Raw genomic sequence first — 23,640 nt, forward strand, 5'->3', positions numbered from 1 at the left:
ATAAATTTGAGCATTAATCAGTGCAATCAACTGTATAAGGGCGACTTTTTGTTAAGTCGCCCTTGTTTTTTATCAGCCATGTCTACATATGATTAATATGGCCAGCTCATCCCCTTGCACATCTCTTTTCGAGCGGCCTCATAAAAAGGAAAATCTATGGCTGTTCATGTTGGTATTATCGACCAAGACCCAGTGAGATTGGTCACTCCTCTATTAGATAATCGTACGCTAAGCACACATATCGTCTTCATCGGAGACAAGAGCCAGTTAGATATATTTGACCGACTGAGTGCCGTTTTAGAGCAACGAGACATTACTTCCGAATTTTTTGAAATCCCATCCGCCGTCAATACTTCGCTGATCAAACAAGCGATTCAAAAACTGGCAAAAGATCTCCATGAGCGCGGCGAAGATGTGAAATTGAACGCCAGTTGCGGTCTTCGTCATCGCTTATTGTCTGTGTACGAGGTTTTCCGTACCTATCGCTGGCCAATTTTTGTGGTTGAGCCAAGTAGCGATAAGCTTTGCTGGTTATACCCAGATGGCAAAGAAGATACTCAAGTCGAAGACCACATTACGATTGCTGACTACCTCACTATCTTCGGCGCACGCGGCGAGTTCCATCACGTTGATTTACCTCCTCTTCTTGATAAAAAACTGTATGAACTTGGTGAACGCTGGGCCTCAAATGCGCTTGAACTTGGTCCAGGCTTAGCGACTCTTAACTACCTTGCAACCACATGCCGCAAAGAGCAAAAACTTGATGTGGAGCTTTCTGAAAAGCAACAAGGCTACCGTGAGCTCAACATGCTGCTTTCGGACTTAGTGGAAGCGCAAATCGCCACTTATGAGAATGGCGTTCTAACGTTTGCTGATGAAGATGCACGCCGCTTTTCAAACGGTGAATGGTTAGAGACTCTGGTACACAGCACAGTCAAGCAAATTCAAGATACGATGCCGACGATTCAAGATCGCTCTTTGAATGTTCAGGTTTATCGCAAACTTGGTGAAAGTGAAGTACGCAATGAGTTGGATGTTGCAACAGTAGTAAACAACAAGCTCCACATCATTGAGTGTAAAACCAAAGGCATGCGAGATGACGGCGATGACACCTTGTACAAGCTAGAATCCCTCAGAGATCTGCTAGGTGGTTTACAAGCACGTGCAATGCTGGTGAGCTTCCGACCGCTTCGTCACAATGACATTACTCGTGCAGAAGATTTGGGGCTAGCTCTGATTGGTCCTGATGAGCTTAAAGATTTAAGAACGCACCTAACGGCTTGGTTTAAAGACGCAGGCGGCTCGGACGAGATCTAGTATCAGTGATAAAAGCTAGAATTCAAAATGATCAAAAGCAGCGTTACAGGCTGCTTTTTTTATACCTAATTTTTAAGTGTGGGTTTAGATAGGTAGAAAAAAACCAGAAGCGTGCCTCTGGTTTTTCCGTTTGTTTTAAATGCCAATTATCGCGGCTTACAGCATTTTACGCGCTGCTTCTACTACCACCTTAATTGAACGAGCTTCCGTCTCTTTCAGAGTTGAATGATCTGGAATCTCTTTTTGTGTACGGTTGATGATTACACCCGCTACACAACCTGCTTTTAGACCAGAGCTCGCACACATTGTTAGCAATGTTGCAGACTCCATCTCAAAGTTAAGTACGCCCATGTCTTGCCATTCTTGCATAGAACCTTGGAAACGCTTAACAACGCGACCAGAGAACGTGTCGTAGCGTTCTTGACCTGGGTAGAACGTATCACTTGAAGCCGTCACACCCATGTGAACCGCAGCGCCAGACTCTTCTACTGCCGCTTTCATTGCAGTTGCTACTTCAAAGTCAGCAACTGCTGGGAATTCCATTGGCGCAAAGTGCAGGCTCGCACCGTCAAGGCGAACTGACCCCGTCGTTACGATCATGTCACCTACGTTTACATGCGGTTGAATTGCGCCAGTTGTACCAACACGTAGGAAAGTACGAACACCAAGCTGCGCGAGTTCCTCAACTGCGATAGAGGTAGAAGGGCCACCAATACCTGTAGAACAAACCACAACAGGTTTACCGTCTAATTCGGCACGGTATAGCGTGTATTCACGGTGACTTGCTAGAAATACTGGGTTTTCCATTTGTTCTGCGATTTTTTGAACGCGCGCTGGATCACCAGGAATGATGGCTAGAGTCGCACCATTAAGATCAGCTTCAGTAACACCTAAATGAAATACAGCTTGAGACATAAGTCGCTCCTTATTGTGGCTTATTTTATGAACAATAAGCTCATTAATCAGTTATTGGGTACAAATGCACTGTAGCGAACCTTTCACCAACATAGAGTGATCACAATCACAATGAGAAAATGTAATGAAACTATAATTTCACCCAAAACAAGCAATGATCACACTTTTGGGGGGGGTTGGCTCATTTTGTTGCATAGCGATGCGTGATTTCAAAAACAAACTAAAACATCTTATTAGATTTCGTCGATACGGTTAAAAAAGCCCGAGATACAAATGCCTCGGGCTTTTTATTAGCTAGTTAGGTAGGTCACTTGGCCTGCTTGGACTCAAAACGGAGCAATCTCAACGCATTTAACGTAACCAGTGCAGTTGCACCGCTGTCGGCTAATACTGCCACCCATAGACCCGTAATGCCCAGTAAACTTGTCACCAAGAAAACGCCTTTCAAACCAAGCGCTAACGCAACATTCTGACGAATATTACTTAACGTCGCACGCGATAGTTCTATCATGGCAGGTAACTCAATCAGACGATTGTGCGTTAATGCCGCGTCGGCCGTTTCCAGCGCAACATCCGTACCGCCTCCCATCGCAATACCGATACTCGAAGCTTTCATCGCTGGCGCATCATTAATACCATCTCCCACCATTGCAACGGTGTGTTGCTGTGATAGTTTCTCGACGTAATGCACTTTATCTGCTGGTAATAAGCTTGCTTTATAATCCAAGCCTATTCTGGTCGCCATTGCTTCAGCACTTCTCGGGTTGTCACCGGTTAGCATCACCGACGTTATCCCAAGATCCTTCAACGTAGCGATAGCTTCTTGGGCATCTGGGCGCAATGTATCTTGCCATGCAATCACGCCAATGACCTCGTAATCGTAACGCACAATGACAACCGTTTTACCTTGTTGTTCCAACGTCACCACTCGCTCTTCGGTTTCTTGAGAAAGTGGGAAATCGGCCTTAGAAGGCGTGACTACTTGGACTATTTTCCCATCGACGTAACCAGTGACACCAGAGCCCACTTGCGCGGTTTTATCTAGCGCTTCAGGAATAGGAAGCCCCTGCTGTTGCACTTTATTAACTAAAGAAACCGCGAGAGGATGGCTTGAGCCGACTTCGATTGAGGCTGTCAGGCTAAGTAACTTGTCTTCATCTACATCAAAAGCAAAGACGTCGGTCACCTGCGGCTTACCTTGCGTCAATGTACCGGTTTTATCAAATGCGACGGACTCCACTTTACCAAGCAACTCAAGCGCCGCACCACCTTTGATTAATGCCCCCCGCTTCGCCGCAGCCGCCAAGCCAGAAGTAATCGCTGCAGGCGTTGAAATAACCAACGCACACGGACAGGCGATCAGTAACAGGGCAAGTCCTCGATAAATCCACGTTTCCCATGGTTGAGCAAACAACAGTGGTGGCGTGACGATAACCATCAAGGACACCAACATCATCAGCGGCGTATACCAACGGCTGAATTTATCCAGAAAACGTTCTAATGGTGCCTTACGAGATTCTGCTTCTTCAATCAAATGGAGAATTCGGTCAATCGCATTCTCGCCTTGACGAGAAGTCACCTGTAAACGAACGACTTTATCGACAACCACAGCTCCGGCCATCACTTTGCCACCCGTTTGGTGCTCAACGGGGACGGATTCTCCCGTTAACGCACTTTCGTCAAAACTCGCAAGCGCATCTTGCAACACACCATCCGCTGGCAAGCGACCACCGGGGGCAACTTCTATAATATCCCCCGGCTTAAGCTGAGCTGCAGGCACCTCTTTACGCTCACCATCAACAATTAAAATTGAATTTTCTGGGACTAAGTCCATTAGCGCTTGGACACCACTTCGAGCGCGGGATGATGCATATGCTTCTAACTTTTCACCAATAAGGAAAAGCAATAACACCATTGCCGCTTCAGCGGTTTCACCTAAATATAAAGCGCCGAGCGCTGCCACACTCATTAACGTTTCAATCGCAAAAGGCGTACCGCTACGCGCCAACTTGAACGCTTTGAGCGCAATTGGGTATAAACCCAGTAAACAGGTCAACGTGAATAACCAAGTGCTTATTTGAGGGTCGATCTTAGAAATTATTGCCGCGACAACCATCGCACTAGCAATAGAGAGAATTTGAATGTTGTCTTTTACTACCCCACGCCAGCCCTTCGTTGCGGTATTTGGTTTTGGAGCATCGAGTGAAGAAAGTGGAAAACCTGTTTGTTGGGCTGTATGCTCTATCGTAGAGGTCAGCTCGCGATCGTCAAAATCGACAACCAGTTTTTCTGTTGCAAACAAGACTTTTGCTTGGCTAACACCTTCCAAAGACGTAATAGCCTTCTCAAGCTTTTGTGCACATGAAGGGCAATCCATACCTGACACAAGCCACGAGTTTCGAATTGAGGAATCATTCTCCCTTGAGGGCTCTTCTTCCTCACCTGGGTCGGCGCTACAACTCCCTCCGCTGCAACATGAACTTTCAGACACTTCTACGCCAGCTTGAGAAATGTTGAGTGAAGATTTTACTGGTGCGCAGCACGACTCGCTCGCGCCAAGCGGCACCGCAGTTTTGATTTTGCTAGATTGGCAACCTTGATGTTTCGTACACATAATTTATTTTCCTTATTGGTGTAGGCTCTTTGCCTATGACTAAGGATAAACCTTAGAGCTAGCTCCAAGGTCAAGGTGATTTTTTAAAAACTCGTCGATTGAAAATAAAAAAGACGCCGAAGCGTCTTTCCAAATGACTTATTTAAAATCAAGCACATATGATATTTGATCAAAAAGGTTAAACTGGATGCTTAAAACACTCATTTAAAGTCATCCCGATGGCGCGCAGCACATCTCGCCTAGTGATAACGCCAACCAATTTACCTTTACCGTCAACCACTGGATACATTTTTGGCTTACCAATCTTCATCATGTCAGCCAACTCAATCACTGACATGTCTGGAGAAACAGATAAAACATCGTCATGCATACACTCTTGAACGGTATGCGTGTCTTGGCAGTGATAACTCGCTTTCACCAATTTATCTAACAAGTCTTGTTCTGATAAGAATCCAACTACCTTTTCATTCTCATCAATGACGGGGCCACCTAATGTGACGCTTTGCATGACTTTATTCAAAGCAGCCGAAAGTGACATATCTTTAGTGAAGGTCACCGCTTGCAACGTCATGTAATCTTTTACTTTTAATGAATGCATTCTTATCTCCTTAAGGGCATTTTATTGCGGCCTTTAGATAAGTGTCGCCTAATTTCCTGAATTTACTAAATGGAAATGAGTAATTTTATTTATAGGTGCAGCCTATTGATCTGAATCAAAATTAAGTCATCATCGGCATTCACTGTTGTTTAATTGAGTACAACTTGCAAATGGGCTCATTTTTAACAGGTGGTAAATACAACAAAGCCAGTCAAATTGACTGGCTTCATTATTGGCGCATAGTTACATTAACAATGATGTCGACGCATATTGTCTAAAATAATACCGGTTGCCATTGCGACATTCAGCGACTCAGCACCACCAAATGCCGGAATCGTGATCTTATTTGTCACGAGCTTCGCAGCTTCTTCACGGACGCCGTGGGACTCGCTGCCCATCAACAAAATACCTTCAGCAGCGAATTCCGTTTTATGAACGCTCTCCCCTTCCAGAAACGCGCCATAAACTGGCAAATTGGCTTCTTCTAAGTAACTTGGCAAATCAACCAGACTCACTTGTACGCGGCCAAAACTGCCCATGGTCGCGCTGATCGTCTTAGGGTTATACGGATCAGCACAATCTGTACTCGCAATAATGTGCTTGATGCCATACCAGTCTGCGACACGAATAATCGTTCCTAGATTACCTGGGTCAGATACACCATCTAGCGCAATCATCAAGCCTTTTGCTTGAGGCACTTTTACACTCGGGATTTCAACCACTGCAATGGCCGCGTTATTGCTCACGAGAGTGCTCGCTTTGGTCAGGTCGTCAAGCGATGCTTCAATGCAATCAAAACCACTTAGCGCACTAGCGTTTTGTTCGAGAAATGCCTCGGTTGCGAAGACATGCTTCACCTTTAATGAACTGCTTGCCAGCTCTAAAACGTTCTTTTCACCCTGAACTAGGAATAAGCCATGCGCTTTACGCTGTTTCTTTTGACCTAAAGCACGAAGCAGTTTTAATTGGTTTTTTGAAATCATTAAAGTATCCCAGGTGAAAATGGTTATTCGGCGAATGTACTCGAAACAATCTTCACGACAGTTCGGTATCAAGCGCGTGAGATTATAAATTATACCTAAATAACCTCAAGAAACTTGATTCATCAGAAGACTTTGAAGAGCAAACGCAGTAAAAGAGGGTTCAAAAACGAAAAAAGCCCTGCGATATACGCAGGGCTTTTAAAGGGTGGGACCCCAGCCACATCCCGGCACACAAGTCACCCGCTGCGGCTGCTTCCTTCCGGACCTGACCGAGTTCACGAGCTATTGTTGCGAGAGGACCAGAGCCCCATAATTCTTTTCGAGAGGACTTGCCTCAATCGATGGGGCGATTATTCAGTATCAGCCCTCATAATGCAAGAGCAAAAACCTTGAATTTCGTCATTTCATTACCGTTTGGACAAAACTCGATCAATTCATTCCTCTATGATTGAGCCACGTAACGATGAGAAGAAGAATAGCGGCGTGTTGACTGCTTACTTGAATACATATCTTCATCAGCTAAATGCATGGCTTGCTCTAAGCTCATGTGCTGTTCTCTCTTTGCAGAGACACCGATAGAGATACCCACAGACTCTAACTCACTACACAGTTTGCCTTTTACATCAATTCTGCTGAGCTCTTTCATTGCCCTATTTAATTCTGCTTGAGTCGGGTAGCCCAACAAGATGAACTCATCTCCCCCTATCCGGTAACCTTTCCCTGACCATACATAATGAATTTTTAGCGCCAATAATTGTAACACCTCATCACCAGCACGATGACCGTACGTATCATTGATTCGTTTGAAGTGGTTAATATCCAAGTAAAGTATGGATAGCTCTTTGTTTACGCCTTTTCGATGTTTTACTTGCAACGCGCGGCGATTTCTTAACCCCGTTAAATTGTCGGTATTCGATTGACGGTAAAGATAAAGCGAAACGCAAATCGCAAACAACAATACAAAGACAAACACAGCCTGTGTTTGCGTCGCCAGCCGAACCTCATATTCAAGCGCGGTACGCCAATCTGGGCGCAGGTCGTACTGGGCAATTATCTTATCAACTTCCAACATCGCTATCGCTCGACTGAAAAAAGGAGCAAGCATGGCACCTTTCTCGTTCGCCACCAATCCAACAGAAAGTTGTGACTGGTAAAACTCACCAATCGCCGTGTCCTGCTCTATCGGAACCAACTCGCTCAGACGTAAAAAGTGGTTGAGCATCGCGGTATCCATCGGAATGTAATCGACCTCTTCATTCAATAAACCCTGAATGAGTTCTTGTTGGTTACGATAACGTTTCAGCTCTTTTAGCGGTAAAAGTTGCGTCATCATTTGGTCGAAAAAGTCGTCCTCAACCACGCCAATCCGCTCAGAGATCAACTGTGACACATGAGAGTAAGTGTTCGGCTTGTAACCTAAACGCTTGACCATAACGGATGCTGGTGAGTAATGGGGCTTGGGAAAGTAACTAAATTCATGTCGCTCGCGACTGACCGTTAACGGCGCTAAAATTTCAAAATTCCCCTGCATAAACTCATGATACATGGAACCCCAACTTTCATTTGGCTCACTAATGATCACGCAGTTTAATGCCAAGATCTCACAGCTTCTCAGGACGACATCTGCCGTCATCCCTTCGATACTGCCGTCTTCGTTGTAAACAACATATGGAAAGATAGATTCGAGCTTGATCCGTATTGGCTCACTGAAATCAAGAGGTAATAAGCGAATAGATTCTCGCAATGCCGCTCGCCTTAATTCAAATTGATACTGGGAGATCTCTTCACGAAGTTGCTTTTGCACTCCTTCCCCATGAATAAACGTAGCGAACGTATCCAACTCTTCGAGGTGATGATCTTTTTTACTGATGATCGATACTGGCTTTATCGAAATCTGATCATTCAACATCTTAGCGTCAAAGCCCTCCAGCAGCATCGGCTTAAGCTGATTGATGGCATCGACTACGCCTTCAACAACGCCTGATCTCAGTAACGTTACCGCTTGCTCATGACCTTGATAAGAGACCTGTTTTAGCTCCGGGTAGTATTGTTTGAGTAATTCGGCATAAACCGTATCTTTAGGGACGCCAACTCGTGAAATATCACTCAACGTCGAGTCTTTTAAACCAAAAAGGTAGGTATATTCGATATTAGTTGGACGGGAGTAACTAAAGCGTTGAGCACGCTCTTCTGTGTAAGTGATATTAGCAGCAAAGTCCGCTTCTCCATTCGCGACGGAATTTAGAATGGCATCAAAGCTGGAATAGTTCACATATTGAACGGTAAAGCCGAACTCTTTCGATGCAGCATTAAAAAGAACACGGGTGACGACATCATCCGCTTCTGTCGCAACTTTATAATGAGCAATTAAAGGTGATTCAGCTTTTACATTCAAACTCAGTAGGCAACAAGTAAAAAGCAACAGTGTTCGAGCAAAGGTAGTCATGACAAACTTATCTTAAATCAACTACTTATAATGTGGTTATTATTATTGGAAGTTTAGTAAATATGAAATGAAGAACATATACTAATCTTCATTTTGTTCCACAACCAATTCGATAGTCTGCCGCACGTGTCACTTTTTACCTGACGAAATACTCATAATTCTGCCTGTTCATCGCTGCTACGTAAGATATAGTCCGTCATCCAAGCCGTTCCTAACAAACAGATCCAAACAACAAAAACAGGGTTTGGTACATCTGTAGTCGGACTTACCACTAAGGCAGCAAAGCCAACGGTCGGTAATGTCCAGCACAATAGTTTACTCCAACGAATGGAGTGTTTAAGCTTCGCGAGGGTTTCCATTGAAGCCAGCATTCCTGTCACGCTCAGTGCCACAAGAACGGCATATGGCAAGCCAGCAATCCATAATGGGAACAACAACAGCATCGGCCACCAGCTGTGCTTATTGGATGGGGTCCAATGTACAGCAGACCACCACATCGCCATGACAGCGACAGTTTGAACCACTGTAACCCAAGCGGAGCCATCCAGCTTCCCACCTTGTTGCGTGACCATAATACCGACTTGTAGAGTAAGTACGATTAGGCCTGCGGTGAGCAGGACGCCCAACGAACTTCTACGAGAGAACACTACCATTAAAAGTGGGAAAAGGATCAAAATACCAATCGATAGCGCAATTGGCTGCATTGAGAGCGTAGCGCCAAAAGCCATCATTGCGCCCAGCAACACCAAGCCTGCAAACCCACCTTGTGGCAAGATCCACAACGCCGGGATCATGAGTGCAAGAACGGGAATATCTCCCTCGCTCAAACTCATCGCTCGAACGCACACCACTGCGAGCAAAGTCGTAATGAAAAATTGAAGTGTCGATAAAATCATAGCGCCTCCTGGCTTCCCCACCTACTTGGTAACTCAACGGCAAAAACTGGGATTAAAAGTCGTTGAGAGGGTCTAGATTCAAGCTTAGCTTGTGTTTGTTTTATGCTTTTTAACGCTCATTAACATACGGCACGGCTGAAGAGAAAATGTGATCAACAAAAGTCAATCGCGGGCAATATAAACGTTAAGAACCGTTAGCAATATACAAGTCCGATGGTTTACCATTCCTTAGTAATCCACAATAGACACTTTTGAGTATGGACCAATTTTTAGCGCAAATCTTTGCTGTAATTCACCAAATTCCAAAAGGAAAAGTCTCCACCTACGGGGAAATCGCAAAAATGGCAGGTTACCCGGGCTACGCAAGACATGTTGGTAAAGCGCTTGGTAATTTGCCAGAGGACAGCAAACTCCCGTGGTTTAGAGTGATAAATAGTCAAGGAAAAATATCCTTAAAGGGCAGTGATTTAGAACGACAAACAAAGAAATTAGAAGCCGAAGGAATTGAAGTGTCTGAGATTGGAAAAATTTCGCTAAGAAAATACAAATGGCAGCCTTAGGCTGCCATTTTTTGTTCGCTGAGTTTGATATTAACGCGTACCAACTAGACGAATATCCAACTGGTGAGTTTGTGCTTCATCTGTGATTACACCGTTATGTGTATCGCTGATAAAACGCAATTTACCATCCACTTCAATACGCGCACGGACGCTATAACGATGGTTTGGTTTGATTTCATTGTTATCGTAGTTCAGCTCAAAAGAAAGAGGAACTTGTTTACCTTCCGTTTCGAATGTCTGCTTTGCTAGTACTTTTGCTGGCGCGTCAGCCAAAGACACATCTTCTAACGCGACGGTAACCACTGCGTTTGGCGGCAGAGCAATACGCTCACGGTAAGCCACTGTACCTGTAATCGTCTTCATTGACGCCTCTGCAGATTCCATTTCTGTATTTTGAGAAGTTTGGCAACCCACTAACGCAGCCCCAAAGAGTAAAGAAGTAACAAGCAGTAGTGTTTTTTTCATATCTTCCTCGAAAAGAGTATTAAACCGGAGCAATTATAGGCGTGGAATATAAAACTGTCTGCTTCCTGTCAGTTTATTTGACAATAGTTTGACTGAGTTAGAATTTATCAAACAATTGATTTTGTTTCATAATCGGAACAATACTATTTCTAAGTTACTCAATAGTTCTTAACTATGGCACTTCACAAGAGTGAGACTGTTGAGGTAAGTTGGAGTGAAAGACAACGGTGAGGAGACACAATGAGTAAACCATTACGAGAATTGCTCAGCCTACTACAACTCGAAAAATTAGAAGAAGGCTTGTTTCGTGGCCAAAGTGAAAACCTAGGTTTGCCTCAAGTGTATGGCGGCCAAGTGATTGGGCAAGCGCTTTCTGCTGCGCGCTACACCGTTGAAGAAACACGCGCGGTGCACTCCTTCCATAGCTATTTTTTGTACCCTGGTGATCCAGAAAAGCCCATCATTTATGATGTAGAAAACCTAAGGGATGGCCGTAGCTTCAGCACCAGACGCGTTAAGGCGATTCAAAATGGACGCCCTATTTTCTACCTAACGGCGTCTTACCATGGCGATCAACCTGGGTTTGATCATCAAAAGGAAATGCCAGACATTCCTGGCCCAGAAAACTTCGCCTCTGAGAGTGAGCTTGCTAGCCATATAGCCGAATTCCTGCCAGAGCGACTACGCAAAACATTTTGTGGTGAAAAGCCAATTGAAACCCGTCCTGTTACGGTCATCAACCCTCTAAAACCCAAAAAAGCAGAGCCTAAACAGTATCTTTGGATTCGTGCCAATGGTGAAATGCCAGAGAACCTGCTTATACATCAGTACCTGTTGGCCTATGCATCAGATTGGGGATTCCTCGTGACAGCAATGCACCCACATGAAGTGTCATTAATGACGCCAAACTTCCAAGTTGCAACCATTGACCATTCAATCTGGTTCCACCGTCCGTTCAAAATGGATGAATGGCTGTTGTACGCAATAGAAAGCCCAACAGCGAGTAATACTCGCGGGTTAGTGCGTGGCGAAATCTATAACCAGCAAGGTCATTTAGTGGCAACCGCAGTGCAAGAAGGTGTAATGCGCTATACCAAGTAACCGCTAAACCCTAAACGACAAAAGGAGTGCTCAGCACTCCTTTTTTGTGGGTATCAAACGATAATTAATTTGGTTGATACTTCATAGTAATGACCGACCATTCGTAAAGTGATTTCGGGTAACCGTATTCGCTTTTCCCGTAAACGACATTTGGGTCAGCATAGAATCCACCTTTATCCGTTGCTAAAAATTCACGCACCCCACGACGGTAAGTAATGATTGGTGCAGCCAACTCATACTCTATGTCTTCCAAATTAGAATCATCAATCACTAAGAACCGAGTCATACGGATAGTGCTACCGCTGGTGCAATACCCTGGATCATCATAACCAATTGCATTAAAAGGCTTAAGGTCATCAGCAAATAGCTCTGATGTACATCCATCGAATCGAGCAACATGCACCCACGCTGCCTTTTCTTGTCTTCGGTCATCGCTACCAACTGGCTTAAACATAAATAGCACAACCTTACCTTTACCGTGTTTTTGCAACTCGTCATCCGTCGGTTCACGTACCGAACGCGAACCCAAGATACCAAATTCACTCTCTTCTAAATTGGCAAACTGTGGGGCACTAAGCGTGCTCACAATAACGGTTTGTTCGCTATTAAGTTGTGTGTATTTATCTGCAACACCCGACTCTGCCAAATCGACACTAACCGTGACTTTTGTTCTTGGTAACGCTTTGTAATCTCGCGATTCACTCTCAGAGATATCTAGAGCAATAGAATGGTATTGAGAGTAATTGGTTAGCGTCAACTCTGCATTCGCATTGTCTAACGTGGCAAGATCTTTGCTCACAGTATCGCCAAATGAGTAAGTTCGAGTACCGACCGTTCTACCGAAATCTAAGTCAATTGCCTTGAAAGGCGTAAACTCAACGGTTTGAAGTTTCGTGGTAAGACCGGGATGATCCGCTTTATTAATGGTGCCGTTAACTAATACGGTTTTAGTTGTATAGTTACGTGCAGTTAGCGTCACTTCTAATTGGTACTCGCCTGCGTGCAAAATCTTCAAACGCCCCGTTTCAGAAGAGACTAACTCAACCACAGGATCTTTTTGGTTAATAAGACGATAGCTGGCTTTCGCCTCTCCTCCACTCATCACTGGTGAGATAATAGTACCCGCTGAAAAGTCTACCGTTGGATAAGCAATCGATACAGGGTTTGTGCCCTGTTTGATCGTTACAGAGAAACTGCTTTCACCCGGAGTAAATTTATCGTCCCCTGCATCCGATACAACAACTCTTGTGCTGCCAGCATTGAGGATGCGCATCTCGCCCGTTTTGCTGTCTAGGGAAACCACATCCGTTGCTGCATTTTCTGCAAATCGATACGAAACTTCGCCAACCGTACCAGAGATGGTCGGTTTTTGAACATAAGGCTGGCTGGTTTTCCAAGTCTCTTCCACATCGGATTGCACATCAATCCGACTCGGCGCACTAAGAATATTAACGTACACTTTCTGATCTGGACCCGCAGTATAATTCGCGCTCTCCTGTCTGCGAACTGTTAACGTCGCTTTACCCGCTTTGTAAACATAGGCACGTCCATCCGCAGTAACCTCTATAACATCTGTAGCAGTGTTATCAACGAGTTCTACATGATCGTTACTTGTACTTAAACCAAAGTCACGACGAAGATCAAAGCTATAGTCTTTGCTATACACCATTTCATAATCTTGTGTCACCATGGCTTGTCCCGCAGCTTTCGCTACTTTGATGACTACATTAAACTGAATTGGTTGATATAAATCCCCACCATCATCTTCAAACTTAAGACGATATTCTCCAGCCGTCTCTACTTCTAACTTGCCATCGGTCATTCTTAAGCCGTCCGGTAAACTACCGACTAGGCTTACGTTGCCTTTTTGTCCTGAAAATGCCAAAGGAATTGAGAGGCTAGGCTGATAAATAAGCGACATTTCAATGTCGTTCATCACGGGATGAGGCGCGCGATTAACTTCAACATTGAAGCGAGCTTTGCTTGCAGGATAATTACGCATTTCATGCTCGTAGATTTCAACTTCAGCCGTACCTACACCTTTGATCAGCAGTGCTTCACTGCTCATAGACTTAGCGATAACATCTGTGCCGCTAATAATTCGCAGTGAATAGTCGCCGCGAGCGTTCGTCACCTTAGGGAAAATTCGGCCACCTTCCTCATAAGTTTTCACAACATCCGCTACGCTGATTGCTTCGCGTTGACCTTGTTTTACATCCACAACAAATTGCGCCGTTTGCTGCTTATCTAGAAAGGCATCGCTGTAAGTTGCTGTCGCTTCAACGGTTAACTGCCCAACATTATGAACAAGGAGCACACCTGACTCAGGGTTGAGTAACTCGGCAACTTTGTTGTCTGGTTCGCTGCGAATAATTTTGTATGTGATGCTTTGCGTTTGAGCTTTATCTAAACGTGCAGGTTCTAACGTCAGCCCTTTTCTATATTCGTCTTCCAGCAAGGCGAATTGAAGTTGCCCGGATGCTACTCCATGAAGCTTCACCGTCGCGCGAACTTGCTTCGGCAGATAAAGCTCGTTACCTGAGTCAGTAATCAGTACCGACGCCTGACCAATTGAGCCTAATGAATATACCGAACCGTTCTGATCAACCCGAATCAAGTTATGACCACTTTCTACTTCATAACTCAATTCACCTTTTTGGCCACGAACGGTCAGCGCTTTCCCTTCAGATTCGATTGCATTGAAGTTTAGATCACTAACCGAAAGGTCTGTGTTAATACCTCGTTCCACAGTGATAGAAAATCGTGCTTCAGAGGATTCATAAGCAGAACTGTTATCCGTAGCCAGAATTGTTGCCGTTCCTGGACGCAAAATTTGTAGCATTCCAGAGTCATTAATTTTCACAACATTTAGCGGATTAGAGTCAATGACTTGATAAGACACCGAGCCATGTACATTGCTCAATTTTGCCTCTGTAACGGTTCCCACGCCCTCAAACTTCAATACCGTGTCTTCAGCTTTTAACTGTGGACGACTCTGCTTTGTTATCGTAGTTGGTGTCTTTGTATTGTTCGTTTTAGAGTCACCTCCACCACCACAACCAGCGAGTAAAGCCGCAAGAAAAAGCAAATAATATTTTCTGTTCATTTTTAGAAACACTTTGTCACAAATAAGTGCTAGCGATAATAATACGATGTTTTATTAATCACTATCTCCATTTTTGAGTACTTTATTACTTAAGTATTTGCTACTGTATTACGCATAAAAATAAATGTTCAGAAGTGGTGACTAAAATACACAAAACAACACAAAGCAAACGTTTAAATTAAACCAATTAATTAATTTAGTAAGAATGAATATTCAACAAAAATAAAACACGAAAAATAAAGAGAAAAAATTGCGTTATTTTTTCATGCATTTTGCTGTATTAGCGCTTGGTGGAGGATAAAAAACAAACAGTTAATGCGGAAATAGAAGAGAGAATAAATATCGTTTATATTTATTCCAACCCAGTAAAAAGTAACTTAGTTAGAATAACCCTGCTACCTGTTAACATTTAAAATGCTAACAGATAGAGTAACCATTAAATAAAATTCGTATAAAGCTATTTAGTTGAGAAGTGGTAACTCAGTCGTATATTTAATGGATTCCATAGCAAATGTTGAAGTCACATTAGACAGTCCCTTTACACTATTAACTAAGCGCTTATAAAACTCGTCAAAACACTTCATATCTTTGACTAGCACTTTCATCATGTAGTCATACTCGCCGGCCATACGATAAAACTCCATCACCTCAGGGAAATCACTCACTGTTGTGACAAAGTGGTGATACCAATCTTCAGAGTGATCGATGGTTTTTAGCTGAACAAAAGCGATAAAAGACAGGTCGAGTTTTTCTGCACTCAGTAACGCCACGCGCTTTTCGATGTAGCCTTCTTCTTCCAACCTTTTCAAACGCTTCCAACATGGCGTCGTTGTCAGATTTACCTGCTCTGCTAACTCATTTAATGACAAGGTGCTGTCGGTTTGTAACAACGCAAGCAGCTGCTTATCGACTCGATCCAAAATCATCCTATAAAACCCACAAAGTGTAGAAAACTTTTCTATCAAAACATCTATTACCAGCAACTATAGCAAAGTTTTTCTCTCATATTATAGGTAAATTATTCCCATCCAATGCTTATCTATCGATTTCCAAGGAGAGACGCCATGTGTACTGACCACAACTGGATCAACAATGCAGTGCGTAAAATTGAAGCAGACTTTCAACGTTCTGCTGATACTCATTTATTTAAACTCGAACTGCCTTCTCTTGATGGTATCGATATCTACCTAAAAGATGAGAGCACGCATCCAACAGGCTCTCTGAAACACCGATTGGCACGCTCGTTGTTTCTTTATGCGATTTGTAACGGATGGATTGGTCCTGAAACCACAGTGATTGAAGCGTCCTCAGGCAGCACTGCCGTTTCAGAAGCGTATTTTGCTCGCTTGCTTGGCTTACCGTTCATTGCTGTTATGCCGAAAACCACCGCACGTAAAAAGATTGAACAAATTGAGTTTTACGGTGGTAAAGCGCATCTTGTAGAGCGCTCAGATCAGATTTATGACGAGTCTCGACGTTTGGCCCAAGAGTTAAATGGTCACTACATGGATCAGTTTACTTATGCTGAACGTGCGACTGACTGGCGCGGCAACAACAACATTGCGAACTCTATCTTTAGCCAAATGGAACTAGAAGATCACCCAATTCCTAATTGGGTAGTAATGAGCCCAGGAACTGGTGGCACGTCTGCAACCATTGGCCGTTTTATTCGTTACCAAAAATACGACACCAAACTTTGTGTCGTAGACCCTGAAAACTCGGTGTTTTACGACGCTTTCCAGTCAGGTAATCACTCATTAAAAGGTGAGACCGGCAGCAAAATTGAAGGCATTGGTCGACCACGTGTCGAGCCAAGCTTTATTGCAGGTGTTATTGACGAGATGCGCAAAATTCCAGACGCTGCCAGTGTGGCAACTGCACATTGGGTTTCTCAACTGATTGGGCGTAAAGTCGGTGCATCAACAGGGACGAACCTCTACGGTGTGCTTCAACTGGCCTGCGAAATGAAACAACGCGGTGAAACAGGCTCTATCGTGACACTTTTATGTGACTCTGGTGAGCGTTACTTAGATACGTATTACGACTTAGCATGGGTAAAAGAGAACATCGGTGATATTCAACCTTACCTCGCGCAACTTGAAGTCATTCAAGCGAAAGGCTGTGTCGAACCTGCATGTTGCGGTCCAATTACCGCTTAATATGTAAATTCGAATGTAAAAAAACAGCCCGCTGATGTGCGGGCTGTTTTTTTGGAAATGAGTATTACTTTTTCTGACGCGCTTCAAACGCCGCCAATTGTTCTGGCGTTGCCGCTGGCTGATGATTTTGTTTCCATTCATCGTAAGTCATGCCGTAAACACGTTCGCGAGCGTCATCAATATCTAAATCCACACCGAGATTTTCCGCTTCAGCTTTGTACCATTTGCTAAAGCAGTTGCGACAGAAGCCCGCAAGGATCATGAGGTCGATGTTCTGCACGTCTTTATTCGCGTCTAAATGCGCCAATAAACGACGAAATGTCGCCGCGTCTAACTTATCTTGTTCTTCTTGAGTCAGATTTTTATATTTGAATTCAGCCACTTTCCTTTCCTTCTCTCTTATTTGATTGACGTTAGTCACCATACCGAATAGTAAGTTCTCCAGCCTAGGAAGTCTGCTTTAGCGCAACAATTCCCAGTCTAAATGACTACCTTTGCGTAAAAGCTGATATGATAAACGCCATCTATCTTATTGATTAAATTAATATTAACACAACTCATTACAACGGTCTTTTACAAAGGTTATCGTCAAGTTATGAAAAACGCCATTCTATTATTGTCTGCCTTGACCATCAGTGTGCCGACTTTTGCTGCTCAAGAACAAACTCATCAATCTTATTTTTATCTGGGTACTGGTAACGTCGGTTTTGATACACCCTATTTTGGCTCAGACAGAGACAATGAGTGGTCCACACCACATATCACTGTTGGTTGGGGCTATCATGTTAATCAATACCTTGCGTTTGAAGGTGTGCTTCGCTACTCCCAAAACGAACTTAAAAACGACACACTGAAAACAGATTTGGATTTGCACTATTACCAAGCGGGTATGTCAGCAGTATTGACCAGTGATAACCTTGGCGATACACCACTTTCTTTGTTCGGCCGCGTGACCGCGTTAGGGACTCAGGCAGAAATGTACGTTCCAAACCAACAAAAAGTCACCGATGATTCAGGAGCACTATTCAATATCGGTGCTGGTGTCCATTGGGATATGAGCAAAGACATCTGGTTGCGCGCAGAGTACATCTACAATGTCGCAGATATGGGCTTTGAAGATTTTTACGATAGCTACGAAGGTGTGCAAGTTAGCTTAGGGAAACGCTTCTAACATTAGGTAGCACCAAGTTACCAGAATTGAAATACAAACAAGCCGAGGTTTTTACCTCGGCTTGTTTTACAATCTACGGAGTGTCATCAGTTACTGAGCGGAGAACTTTTCTGTTGTCTCTTGATTCACATGGCTACTTGGTTGACCGGCATCGAGAGAGTGTAAAATGCCATCTTGACGATCTTTTAGTGCATTCGTTAACGTCGGAAGTGCAGTGGTCGCTAACAACGCCATAACACCCGCAACTAAAACCATTTCTACCATGTAACTACCACGTACTTTTTTCAAGAGAACACCTCAAAATAATAATAGGTATATGCTGCTTTCCCGGCATTACACCTAACAAGACCCGACATTCAGTCAAATACGATGAGCGAGTCCTGTGCCCCTCGAAGAAGTGGCGAAATAATAAACAAAAATAATCATTAGTTCTATAAGTAATCACTCTCAATATAAAAAACACCGAACAAAAGTTGTTCGGTGTTTTCAATCAAAGCTTTACGTACAGAGCTAAGGATGAGCAATACGGCCTTTTGTATCGTGGCTGAGTGCTTTGTTCAATTCTGCTTCTACATGACCTGGCGCCTGTGTTTTCGCCGAAATCAATCGGTACATAGCCGGGATGACAAATAAGGTCACCAATGTTGCAAATCCCATCCCAAAAAAGATCACGGTACCCACAGCAATACGACTCTCATAACCTGCCCCTGTCGAAACGATCAGCGGGATGGCACCAGCAAGCGTGGTAAATGCTGTCATCAAGATCGGGCGTAGACGTCGCGCAGCTGCATCAATAACCGCTTTTTCGAATTCAACACCACGGTCTCGCAACTGGTTGGCAAACTCAACAATCAAAATGCCGTTTTTCGTCACCATGCCGATCAACATGATCATGCCGATCTGGCTGTAAATGTTCATGCCTTGCCCCATCACAACCAAGCCAAGGAAGCCACCAAATACGCCCATCGGCACCGTAAACATCACCACTAACGGGTTCACGAAGCTTTCAAATTGAGCCGCCAACACGAGATACGCCACAAGCAATGCCAACGCAAATACGACAGCAACACTCGCTTGGTTCTCTTTAAAGTCTTTTGACTCGCCAGAATAACTCACCGAGATGTCACCTGGTAAGTTGTCTATCGCTTGTTGATCAAGGTAATTCAGCGCGTCTCCTAATGTGTAGCCTTCTGACAGATTAGCCGTAATAGTGATGGATTTCTGTTTGTTGTAGTGAGATAGACGAATAGAAGCTGCCACTTCTTCAATTTTAGTGACCGCGTCTAACGTCACTAACTGCCCACTATTAGTTCGCAGATAAATCTGGCTTAAATCCGCTGCATTATTAAAGCTGTTTTCATCACCACGAAGATACACATCATACTCTTCGCCACGCTCAACATAAGTCGTTTCACTTTTACCACCAAGCATGATTTCTAGCGTATCAGAAATGTCTTTGACACTGACCCCTAGTTCTGCGGCACGCTGTCTGTCGACCGTAACCAATAGCTCTGGCGTTTTCTCTGAGTAATCGATCTCAGCACCTTCCATCATTGGCGATTCTTCTGCTTTGTTTTTCAACATTTCAGCCCAGACGAGAAGTTCATCGTAATCAGAGCCACCTAACACAAACTGAACAGGCTCACTCGAACCACCTTGGAAACCAGGCATGAATGGGAACACTCGAACATCAGGTATGCCAGCCAGTGCACCACGCACTTTGTTAAGCGCTTCCTGAGCTGTTACATCTCGCTCGTTCCAGTCTTCTAGAATCATGATAACAAAGCCGGTTTGATCGCCTGCCTGTCCACCAAATGCAGGCGTTTGAATACTAAACGACTTCAGATACCCTTGCCCAAGTAATGGCATCAATCGGTCTTCAACAATGTCCATATTGGCTGACATACGATTGTATGACGTAGCATCAGCCCCGCGTACAAACGCAAACATCACGCCGCGATCTTCTTGAGGGGTCAACTGGGCTGGCACTTGGTTCATCAAGAAGTAACTGCCGCCCAAACACGCCAAAATCACCAGCGGTGCAGCCCAACGCATTTTCAATGCGCCTTTCAATAATGAGCGGTAACCACTCTCAAGTTTACTAAATAGGCGATCGACCACTTGATTAAATCGATTTGGTTTTACATTCGCCTTCAAAATCTGACTACCCAATACAGGAGTTAATGTTAGGGCGATCAAAGACGAGAAAATTACTGACATCGCCAACAAGACAGAAAACTCAGTAAATAGCAGACCTACCATGCCATCCATAAAAGAAATCGGCAGGAATACCATCACCAGCACTAGCGTTGTCGCGATAACGGCAAAGCCTACTTCCCGCGTACCTTTATAGGCCGCAAGCAAAGGCGATTCACCACGTTCGATATGGTGGAAGATGTTTTCAACAACCACAATCGCGTCATCCACTACCAAGCCGATAGACAGGATCAACGCCATCAAGGTGATTAAGTTGATAGAAAAGCCAAAGTAATAAGCGGCAATGAACGAAGAAATCAGCGATACCGGAACCGTAACAGCTGGGATCAAGGTTGCACGAGCTTGACCAATGAAGATGTACAACACCAAAATAACCAAACCACCCGTAATAAATAGCGTGCTATATACCTCTTCTATCGAGCGCTCGATAAACACCGTCGCATCGTAGTCGATAGCAAGCCGCGTCCCTTCCGGCAAGAACTTCTGGATGTTATCAACTTCAGCTCGAACTAATTTTGCTACTTCTAACGGGTTCGCATCAGACTGAGGAACAACCCCCAAACTAACATTGACGACGCCATCGCTTTTAAAGGTCGAGTTTTCGTTTTCTGCACCGATAAAAACATCAGCGACATCTTTCAAATAGATAGGCGTGTTGTCGCTCGCCCTTTTAATCACGAGGTACTGAAAATCTTCCGGCGTGTTATAGCTACGCGCTGTCCGTACCGACATGACTGTCGAGTCATTGCGAACTTCACCACCCGGACTTTCTAAGTTTTCACTTCGCAGTGCCGATGTAATGTCCGAAGCCGTGACTGAGCGCCCCGCCATCAGCTCTGGCTTAAGCTTCACGTACATCACCTTGTACAAACCACCAGAGAGATCAATGGAGCTCACCCCAGAGATCAAGCTAAAGCGATCCATCAATACACGTTCTGCATAATCCGTCAATTGAGTGCGGTCCATCTCTGCAGAACTGAGATTTATATAGAGGGAGGCCTGACCTGAACCGTTATTCTTGTAGACAATTGGATCGTCCGCCTCATCAGGTAGCGAACGTTGAGCGCGAGCCACCGCGTCGCGAACATCACTAACACCCGTATTGAGATCGTAACCTAGCTCAAAAGTGATCGTGATACGCGAACTGCTGTTTCGCGTCGTCGAACTGATCTCATCTATTCCGCTGATGCCTGAAAGCTGATCTTCTAATACAGAAGTAATTTGACTCTCGATGATCGTCGCGGAAGCGCCCTCGTAACGCGTACTAATGGAAACGACCGGACTTTCAATGTCCGGCATTTCTCGCACCGCTAGTTTCGTAAAGGATACAAAACCAAATACACACAGCAGCATACTCAATACCAACGCTGCGACTGGGCGTTTTACAGAAACGTCAGAAAGTAACATTAGTTTGCTTCCTTAGCCGCTTCGTCTTGCGTGCTTTGAACACCTTGATTACCAGTTGCGTTAGCTGTTTCTGCCTTTCCTGGTGCGACAATTTCCTTAACTTCAACACCATCTCGCATATTAACGATGCCCTGTACAACAATTTTGTCGCCAACTTCAACGCCTGACTCAATAACGACTTCGTTATCGACACGAGCACCGAGAATGACTTCTTGTCGAGTCGCTTTATTGTTGCCATCGATGACGTATACGTAACGCTTGGTGCCAGAGTATTCTAGTGCTTGAACCGGGATAATTGGCGCTTCAATCGCAGGGAGGGCCAATGATGCATTCATTAACATGCCCGGCTTTAAGCGGTTTTCAGGGTTCTCAAACTCAATACGTACACGCAGGTTCAGCGTTTCTGCGCTGATTCGCGTATCAATGCCTGTGACTTGACCAGTAAACGTCTGTTCACCCCATGCACTGGTTTTGGCAATGACTTCCATACCAATAGAAAGCATCGATAAATAGCGCTCCGGTACTTGTAAGTCCAGCTCCATGACGGAAAGGTCATCCAAGGTCAACAGCTCTGTACCCGCGCTAACCATTTTACCGCGACTAAAGTCAATGAAACCAACAGTGCCAGAGAATGGAGCCGTAATATGAAGATCGGCCAAATTTGCTTGAGCAGCGTCCAGCCTTGCTTGTGCGATTTCAACACTTGCTTTTTGTGCGTCGATCTCAGTTTGGGTGATAGCATTTCGCTTAACCAAACGTTGAAACTCTTTTAGCTTACGTTGTTCATCTTTAAGGTACGCCTTTGCCTCAATCAAAGCGGCTTGAGCCTTATCATCATCCAACTTGATTAACAGCTGACCTTGTTGGACATTTTGATTCGCTTTAACAGCGATTTGATTCACTTTGCCGGCGACTTCCGATGCAACAACCACAGACTCCGCCGCTTCTAATTTACCGATAAGCGATAAGGATTGATTGATCTCGTGCGTTTCTACTTGTTCAGTTACGACGGTAACTGCTGAGCCTCGCATAGCTGCGAAAGCTGATGGAGAACTCATTAATATAGAAAGCGTTAAAACAGATAACGATAACGTGGCTTTCATGCTCATGATATTGACTTCTAAACGAATAAACTTATGTCATTAAACTGCTTACATTTTATCAGTAGATACGTGGTTTAACGTCAAGTAGTGTAAATTCAAGTAAAAAGAGCGTTTCTCTTCTGTTCAAAGGACACACAAAACGCTGACTTTCTACCATCTTTGCCCAAAAAGACAGCATTCAACGTAAAAACGCAAGAAAAACGCTTTACAGCCTGAGCGAGTTTGCTATGATTCGCTCCGCACTTGGGAGATGAGTTGGGAAAACATCTTGCTAAGTATAAAAATCCCCTGGAGGGGTTCCCGAGTGGCCAAAGGGAGCAGACTGTAAATCTGCCGGCACTGCCTTCGATGGTTCGAATCCGTCCCCCTCCACCATATTCTTTCTTGTGTTTTTCCTTTAAACATAAGAACAACTTGAAAGCTAGGTTGGGAAACTAATTTTCAAGTATAAAACACCCTGGAGGGGTTCCCGAGTGGCCAAAGGGAGCAGACTGTAAATCTGCCGGCACTGCCTTCGATGGTTCGAATCCGTCCCCCTCCACCATATTCTTTCTTGTGTTTTTCCTTTAAACATAAGAACAA

General features: G+C 44.3%; 18 protein-coding genes, 2 tRNA genes and 1 other RNA gene. 7 read left to right on the forward strand and 14 right to left on the reverse strand.

The genetic code is table 11. The features are described from left to right. Positions 1-156: 156 nt before the first annotated feature. Positions 157-1,317: a DUF1887 family protein gene (locus L3V27_RS11625; protein WP_005390608.1), complete on the forward strand. Its 1,161-nt coding sequence runs from the start codon at positions 157-159 to the stop codon at positions 1,315-1,317. A 156-nt stretch (positions 1,318-1,473) separates the two neighbouring features. Here L3V27_RS11625 and udp read toward each other — a convergent pair whose 3' ends face one another. The 7 genes from udp to L3V27_RS11660 all read right to left on the reverse strand — a co-directional run bounded on the left by udp (position 1,474) and on the right by L3V27_RS11660 (position 9,769). Then, positions 1,474-2,232 carry a uridine phosphorylase gene (gene udp / locus L3V27_RS11630; protein ID WP_012842006.1) on the reverse strand — a complete coding sequence of 253 codons (759 nt, stop codon included), beginning with the start codon at positions 2,230-2,232 and terminating at the stop codon, positions 1,474-1,476. Positions 2,233-2,539: 307 nt separating this feature from the next. Next, positions 2,540-4,846 (reverse strand): zinc/cadmium/mercury/lead-transporting ATPase, encoded by a 2,307-nt coding sequence (locus L3V27_RS11635; protein ID WP_237311896.1) that lies wholly within the window; start codon positions 4,844-4,846, stop codon positions 2,540-2,542. Between the two features lie 178 nt (positions 4,847-5,024). Continuing rightward, positions 5,025-5,444 carry a CBS domain-containing protein gene (locus tag L3V27_RS11640; protein WP_005390603.1) on the reverse strand — a complete coding sequence of 140 codons (420 nt, stop codon included), beginning with the start codon at positions 5,442-5,444 and terminating at the stop codon, positions 5,025-5,027. 248 nt (positions 5,445-5,692) lie between these two features. Further along, positions 5,693-6,427: an RNA methyltransferase gene (locus L3V27_RS11645; protein WP_005390601.1), complete on the reverse strand. Its 735-nt coding sequence runs from the start codon at positions 6,425-6,427 to the stop codon at positions 5,693-5,695. A gap of 208 nt (positions 6,428-6,635) precedes the next feature. After that, positions 6,636-6,732: signal recognition particle sRNA small type (gene ffs / locus L3V27_RS11650), an RNA gene on the reverse strand. A 137-nt stretch (positions 6,733-6,869) separates the two neighbouring features. After that, on the reverse strand, positions 6,870-8,873 hold the full coding sequence (locus L3V27_RS11655) for a GGDEF domain-containing protein (protein ID WP_237311899.1): 2,004 nt from the start codon (positions 8,871-8,873) through the stop codon (positions 6,870-6,872). Positions 8,874-9,025: 152 nt separating this feature from the next. Further along, complete coding sequence (locus L3V27_RS11660; protein WP_046874702.1) at positions 9,026-9,769, reverse strand: hypothetical protein; 744 nt, start codon at positions 9,767-9,769, stop codon at positions 9,026-9,028. Positions 9,770-10,026: 257 nt separating this feature from the next. Between L3V27_RS11660 and L3V27_RS11665 the strand changes: the two genes are divergently transcribed. Then, positions 10,027-10,329 carry a DNA base-flipping protein gene (locus L3V27_RS11665; protein ID WP_134646971.1) on the forward strand — a complete coding sequence of 101 codons (303 nt, stop codon included), beginning with the start codon at positions 10,027-10,029 and terminating at the stop codon, positions 10,327-10,329. Positions 10,330-10,359: 30 nt separating this feature from the next. Here L3V27_RS11665 and L3V27_RS11670 read toward each other — a convergent pair whose 3' ends face one another. Then, positions 10,360-10,794, reverse strand: a complete 435-nt coding sequence (locus L3V27_RS11670; RefSeq protein ID WP_012842007.1) for a YbaY family lipoprotein — start codon at positions 10,792-10,794, stop codon at positions 10,360-10,362. Positions 10,795-11,034: 240 nt separating this feature from the next. On the opposite strand from L3V27_RS11670, the gene tesB reads away from it, so the two are divergent. Further along, positions 11,035-11,895, forward strand: a complete 861-nt coding sequence (gene tesB, locus L3V27_RS11675) for an acyl-CoA thioesterase II (RefSeq protein ID WP_005390581.1) — start codon at positions 11,035-11,037, stop codon at positions 11,893-11,895. Positions 11,896-11,959: 64 nt separating this feature from the next. On the opposite strand, the gene L3V27_RS11680 is transcribed toward tesB, so the two are convergent. Together L3V27_RS11680 and L3V27_RS11685 are read right to left on the reverse strand one after the other, a co-directional pair. Continuing rightward, a complete protein-coding gene (locus tag L3V27_RS11680) occupies positions 11,960-15,001 on the reverse strand; it encodes a cadherin repeat domain-containing protein (protein WP_237311901.1) in 3,042 nt (1,013 codons plus the stop codon). 461 nt (positions 15,002-15,462) lie between these two features. Further along, the gene (locus L3V27_RS11685) at positions 15,463-15,927 is read right to left on the reverse strand and encodes an Lrp/AsnC family transcriptional regulator (protein ID WP_053807138.1); all 465 of its coding nucleotides are present in this window, start codon (positions 15,925-15,927) and stop codon (positions 15,463-15,465) included. Positions 15,928-16,065: 138 nt separating this feature from the next. Here L3V27_RS11685 and L3V27_RS11690 point away from each other — a divergent pair, with 138 nt between their 5' ends. Beyond that, positions 16,066-17,160, forward strand: a complete 1,095-nt coding sequence (locus L3V27_RS11690; RefSeq protein ID WP_005390576.1) for a PLP-dependent cysteine synthase family protein — start codon at positions 16,066-16,068, stop codon at positions 17,158-17,160. A gap of 64 nt (positions 17,161-17,224) precedes the next feature. Here L3V27_RS11690 and L3V27_RS11695 read toward each other — a convergent pair whose 3' ends face one another. Beyond that, positions 17,225-17,542 carry a DUF1244 domain-containing protein gene (locus L3V27_RS11695; protein ID WP_005390574.1) on the reverse strand — a complete coding sequence of 106 codons (318 nt, stop codon included), beginning with the start codon at positions 17,540-17,542 and terminating at the stop codon, positions 17,225-17,227. Between the two features lie 213 nt (positions 17,543-17,755). Between L3V27_RS11695 and L3V27_RS11700 the strand changes: the two genes are divergently transcribed. Beyond that, positions 17,756-18,331 carry a porin family protein gene (locus L3V27_RS11700; protein ID WP_005390572.1) on the forward strand — a complete coding sequence of 192 codons (576 nt, stop codon included), beginning with the start codon at positions 17,756-17,758 and terminating at the stop codon, positions 18,329-18,331. 90 nt (positions 18,332-18,421) lie between these two features. Here L3V27_RS11700 and L3V27_RS11705 read toward each other — a convergent pair whose 3' ends face one another. The 3 genes from L3V27_RS11705 to L3V27_RS11715 form a co-directional block, all read right to left on the reverse strand. Further along, positions 18,422-18,619, reverse strand: coding sequence for a type II secretion system protein (locus tag L3V27_RS11705; RefSeq protein WP_005390570.1), 198 nt, complete (start codon positions 18,617-18,619; stop codon positions 18,422-18,424). A 222-nt stretch (positions 18,620-18,841) separates the two neighbouring features. Continuing rightward, a complete protein-coding gene (gene vmeF / locus L3V27_RS11710) occupies positions 18,842-21,955 on the reverse strand; it encodes a multidrug efflux RND transporter permease subunit VmeF (RefSeq protein WP_046874696.1) in 3,114 nt (1,037 codons plus the stop codon). Next, entirely contained in the window at positions 21,955-23,064 is a 1,110-nt protein-coding gene (locus L3V27_RS11715) for an efflux RND transporter periplasmic adaptor subunit (protein WP_237311903.1), read from the reverse strand. The genes vmeF and L3V27_RS11715 overlap by 1 nt, the downstream gene beginning before the upstream one ends. 284 nt (positions 23,065-23,348) lie before the next feature. On the opposite strand from L3V27_RS11715, the gene L3V27_RS11720 reads away from it, so the two are divergent. Together L3V27_RS11720 and L3V27_RS11725 are read left to right on the forward strand one after the other, a co-directional pair. Continuing rightward, positions 23,349-23,433: transfer RNA gene (locus L3V27_RS11720), tRNA-Tyr, on the forward strand. An 84-nt stretch (positions 23,434-23,517) separates the two neighbouring features. After that, positions 23,518-23,602 (forward strand) — tRNA-Tyr (locus tag L3V27_RS11725). Positions 23,603-23,640: the final 38 nt, after the last annotated feature.

This window comes from Vibrio sp. J2-3(2022), from assembly GCF_021725735.1.
Classification (GTDB): domain Bacteria; phylum Pseudomonadota; class Gammaproteobacteria; order Enterobacterales; family Vibrionaceae; genus Vibrio; species Vibrio diabolicus.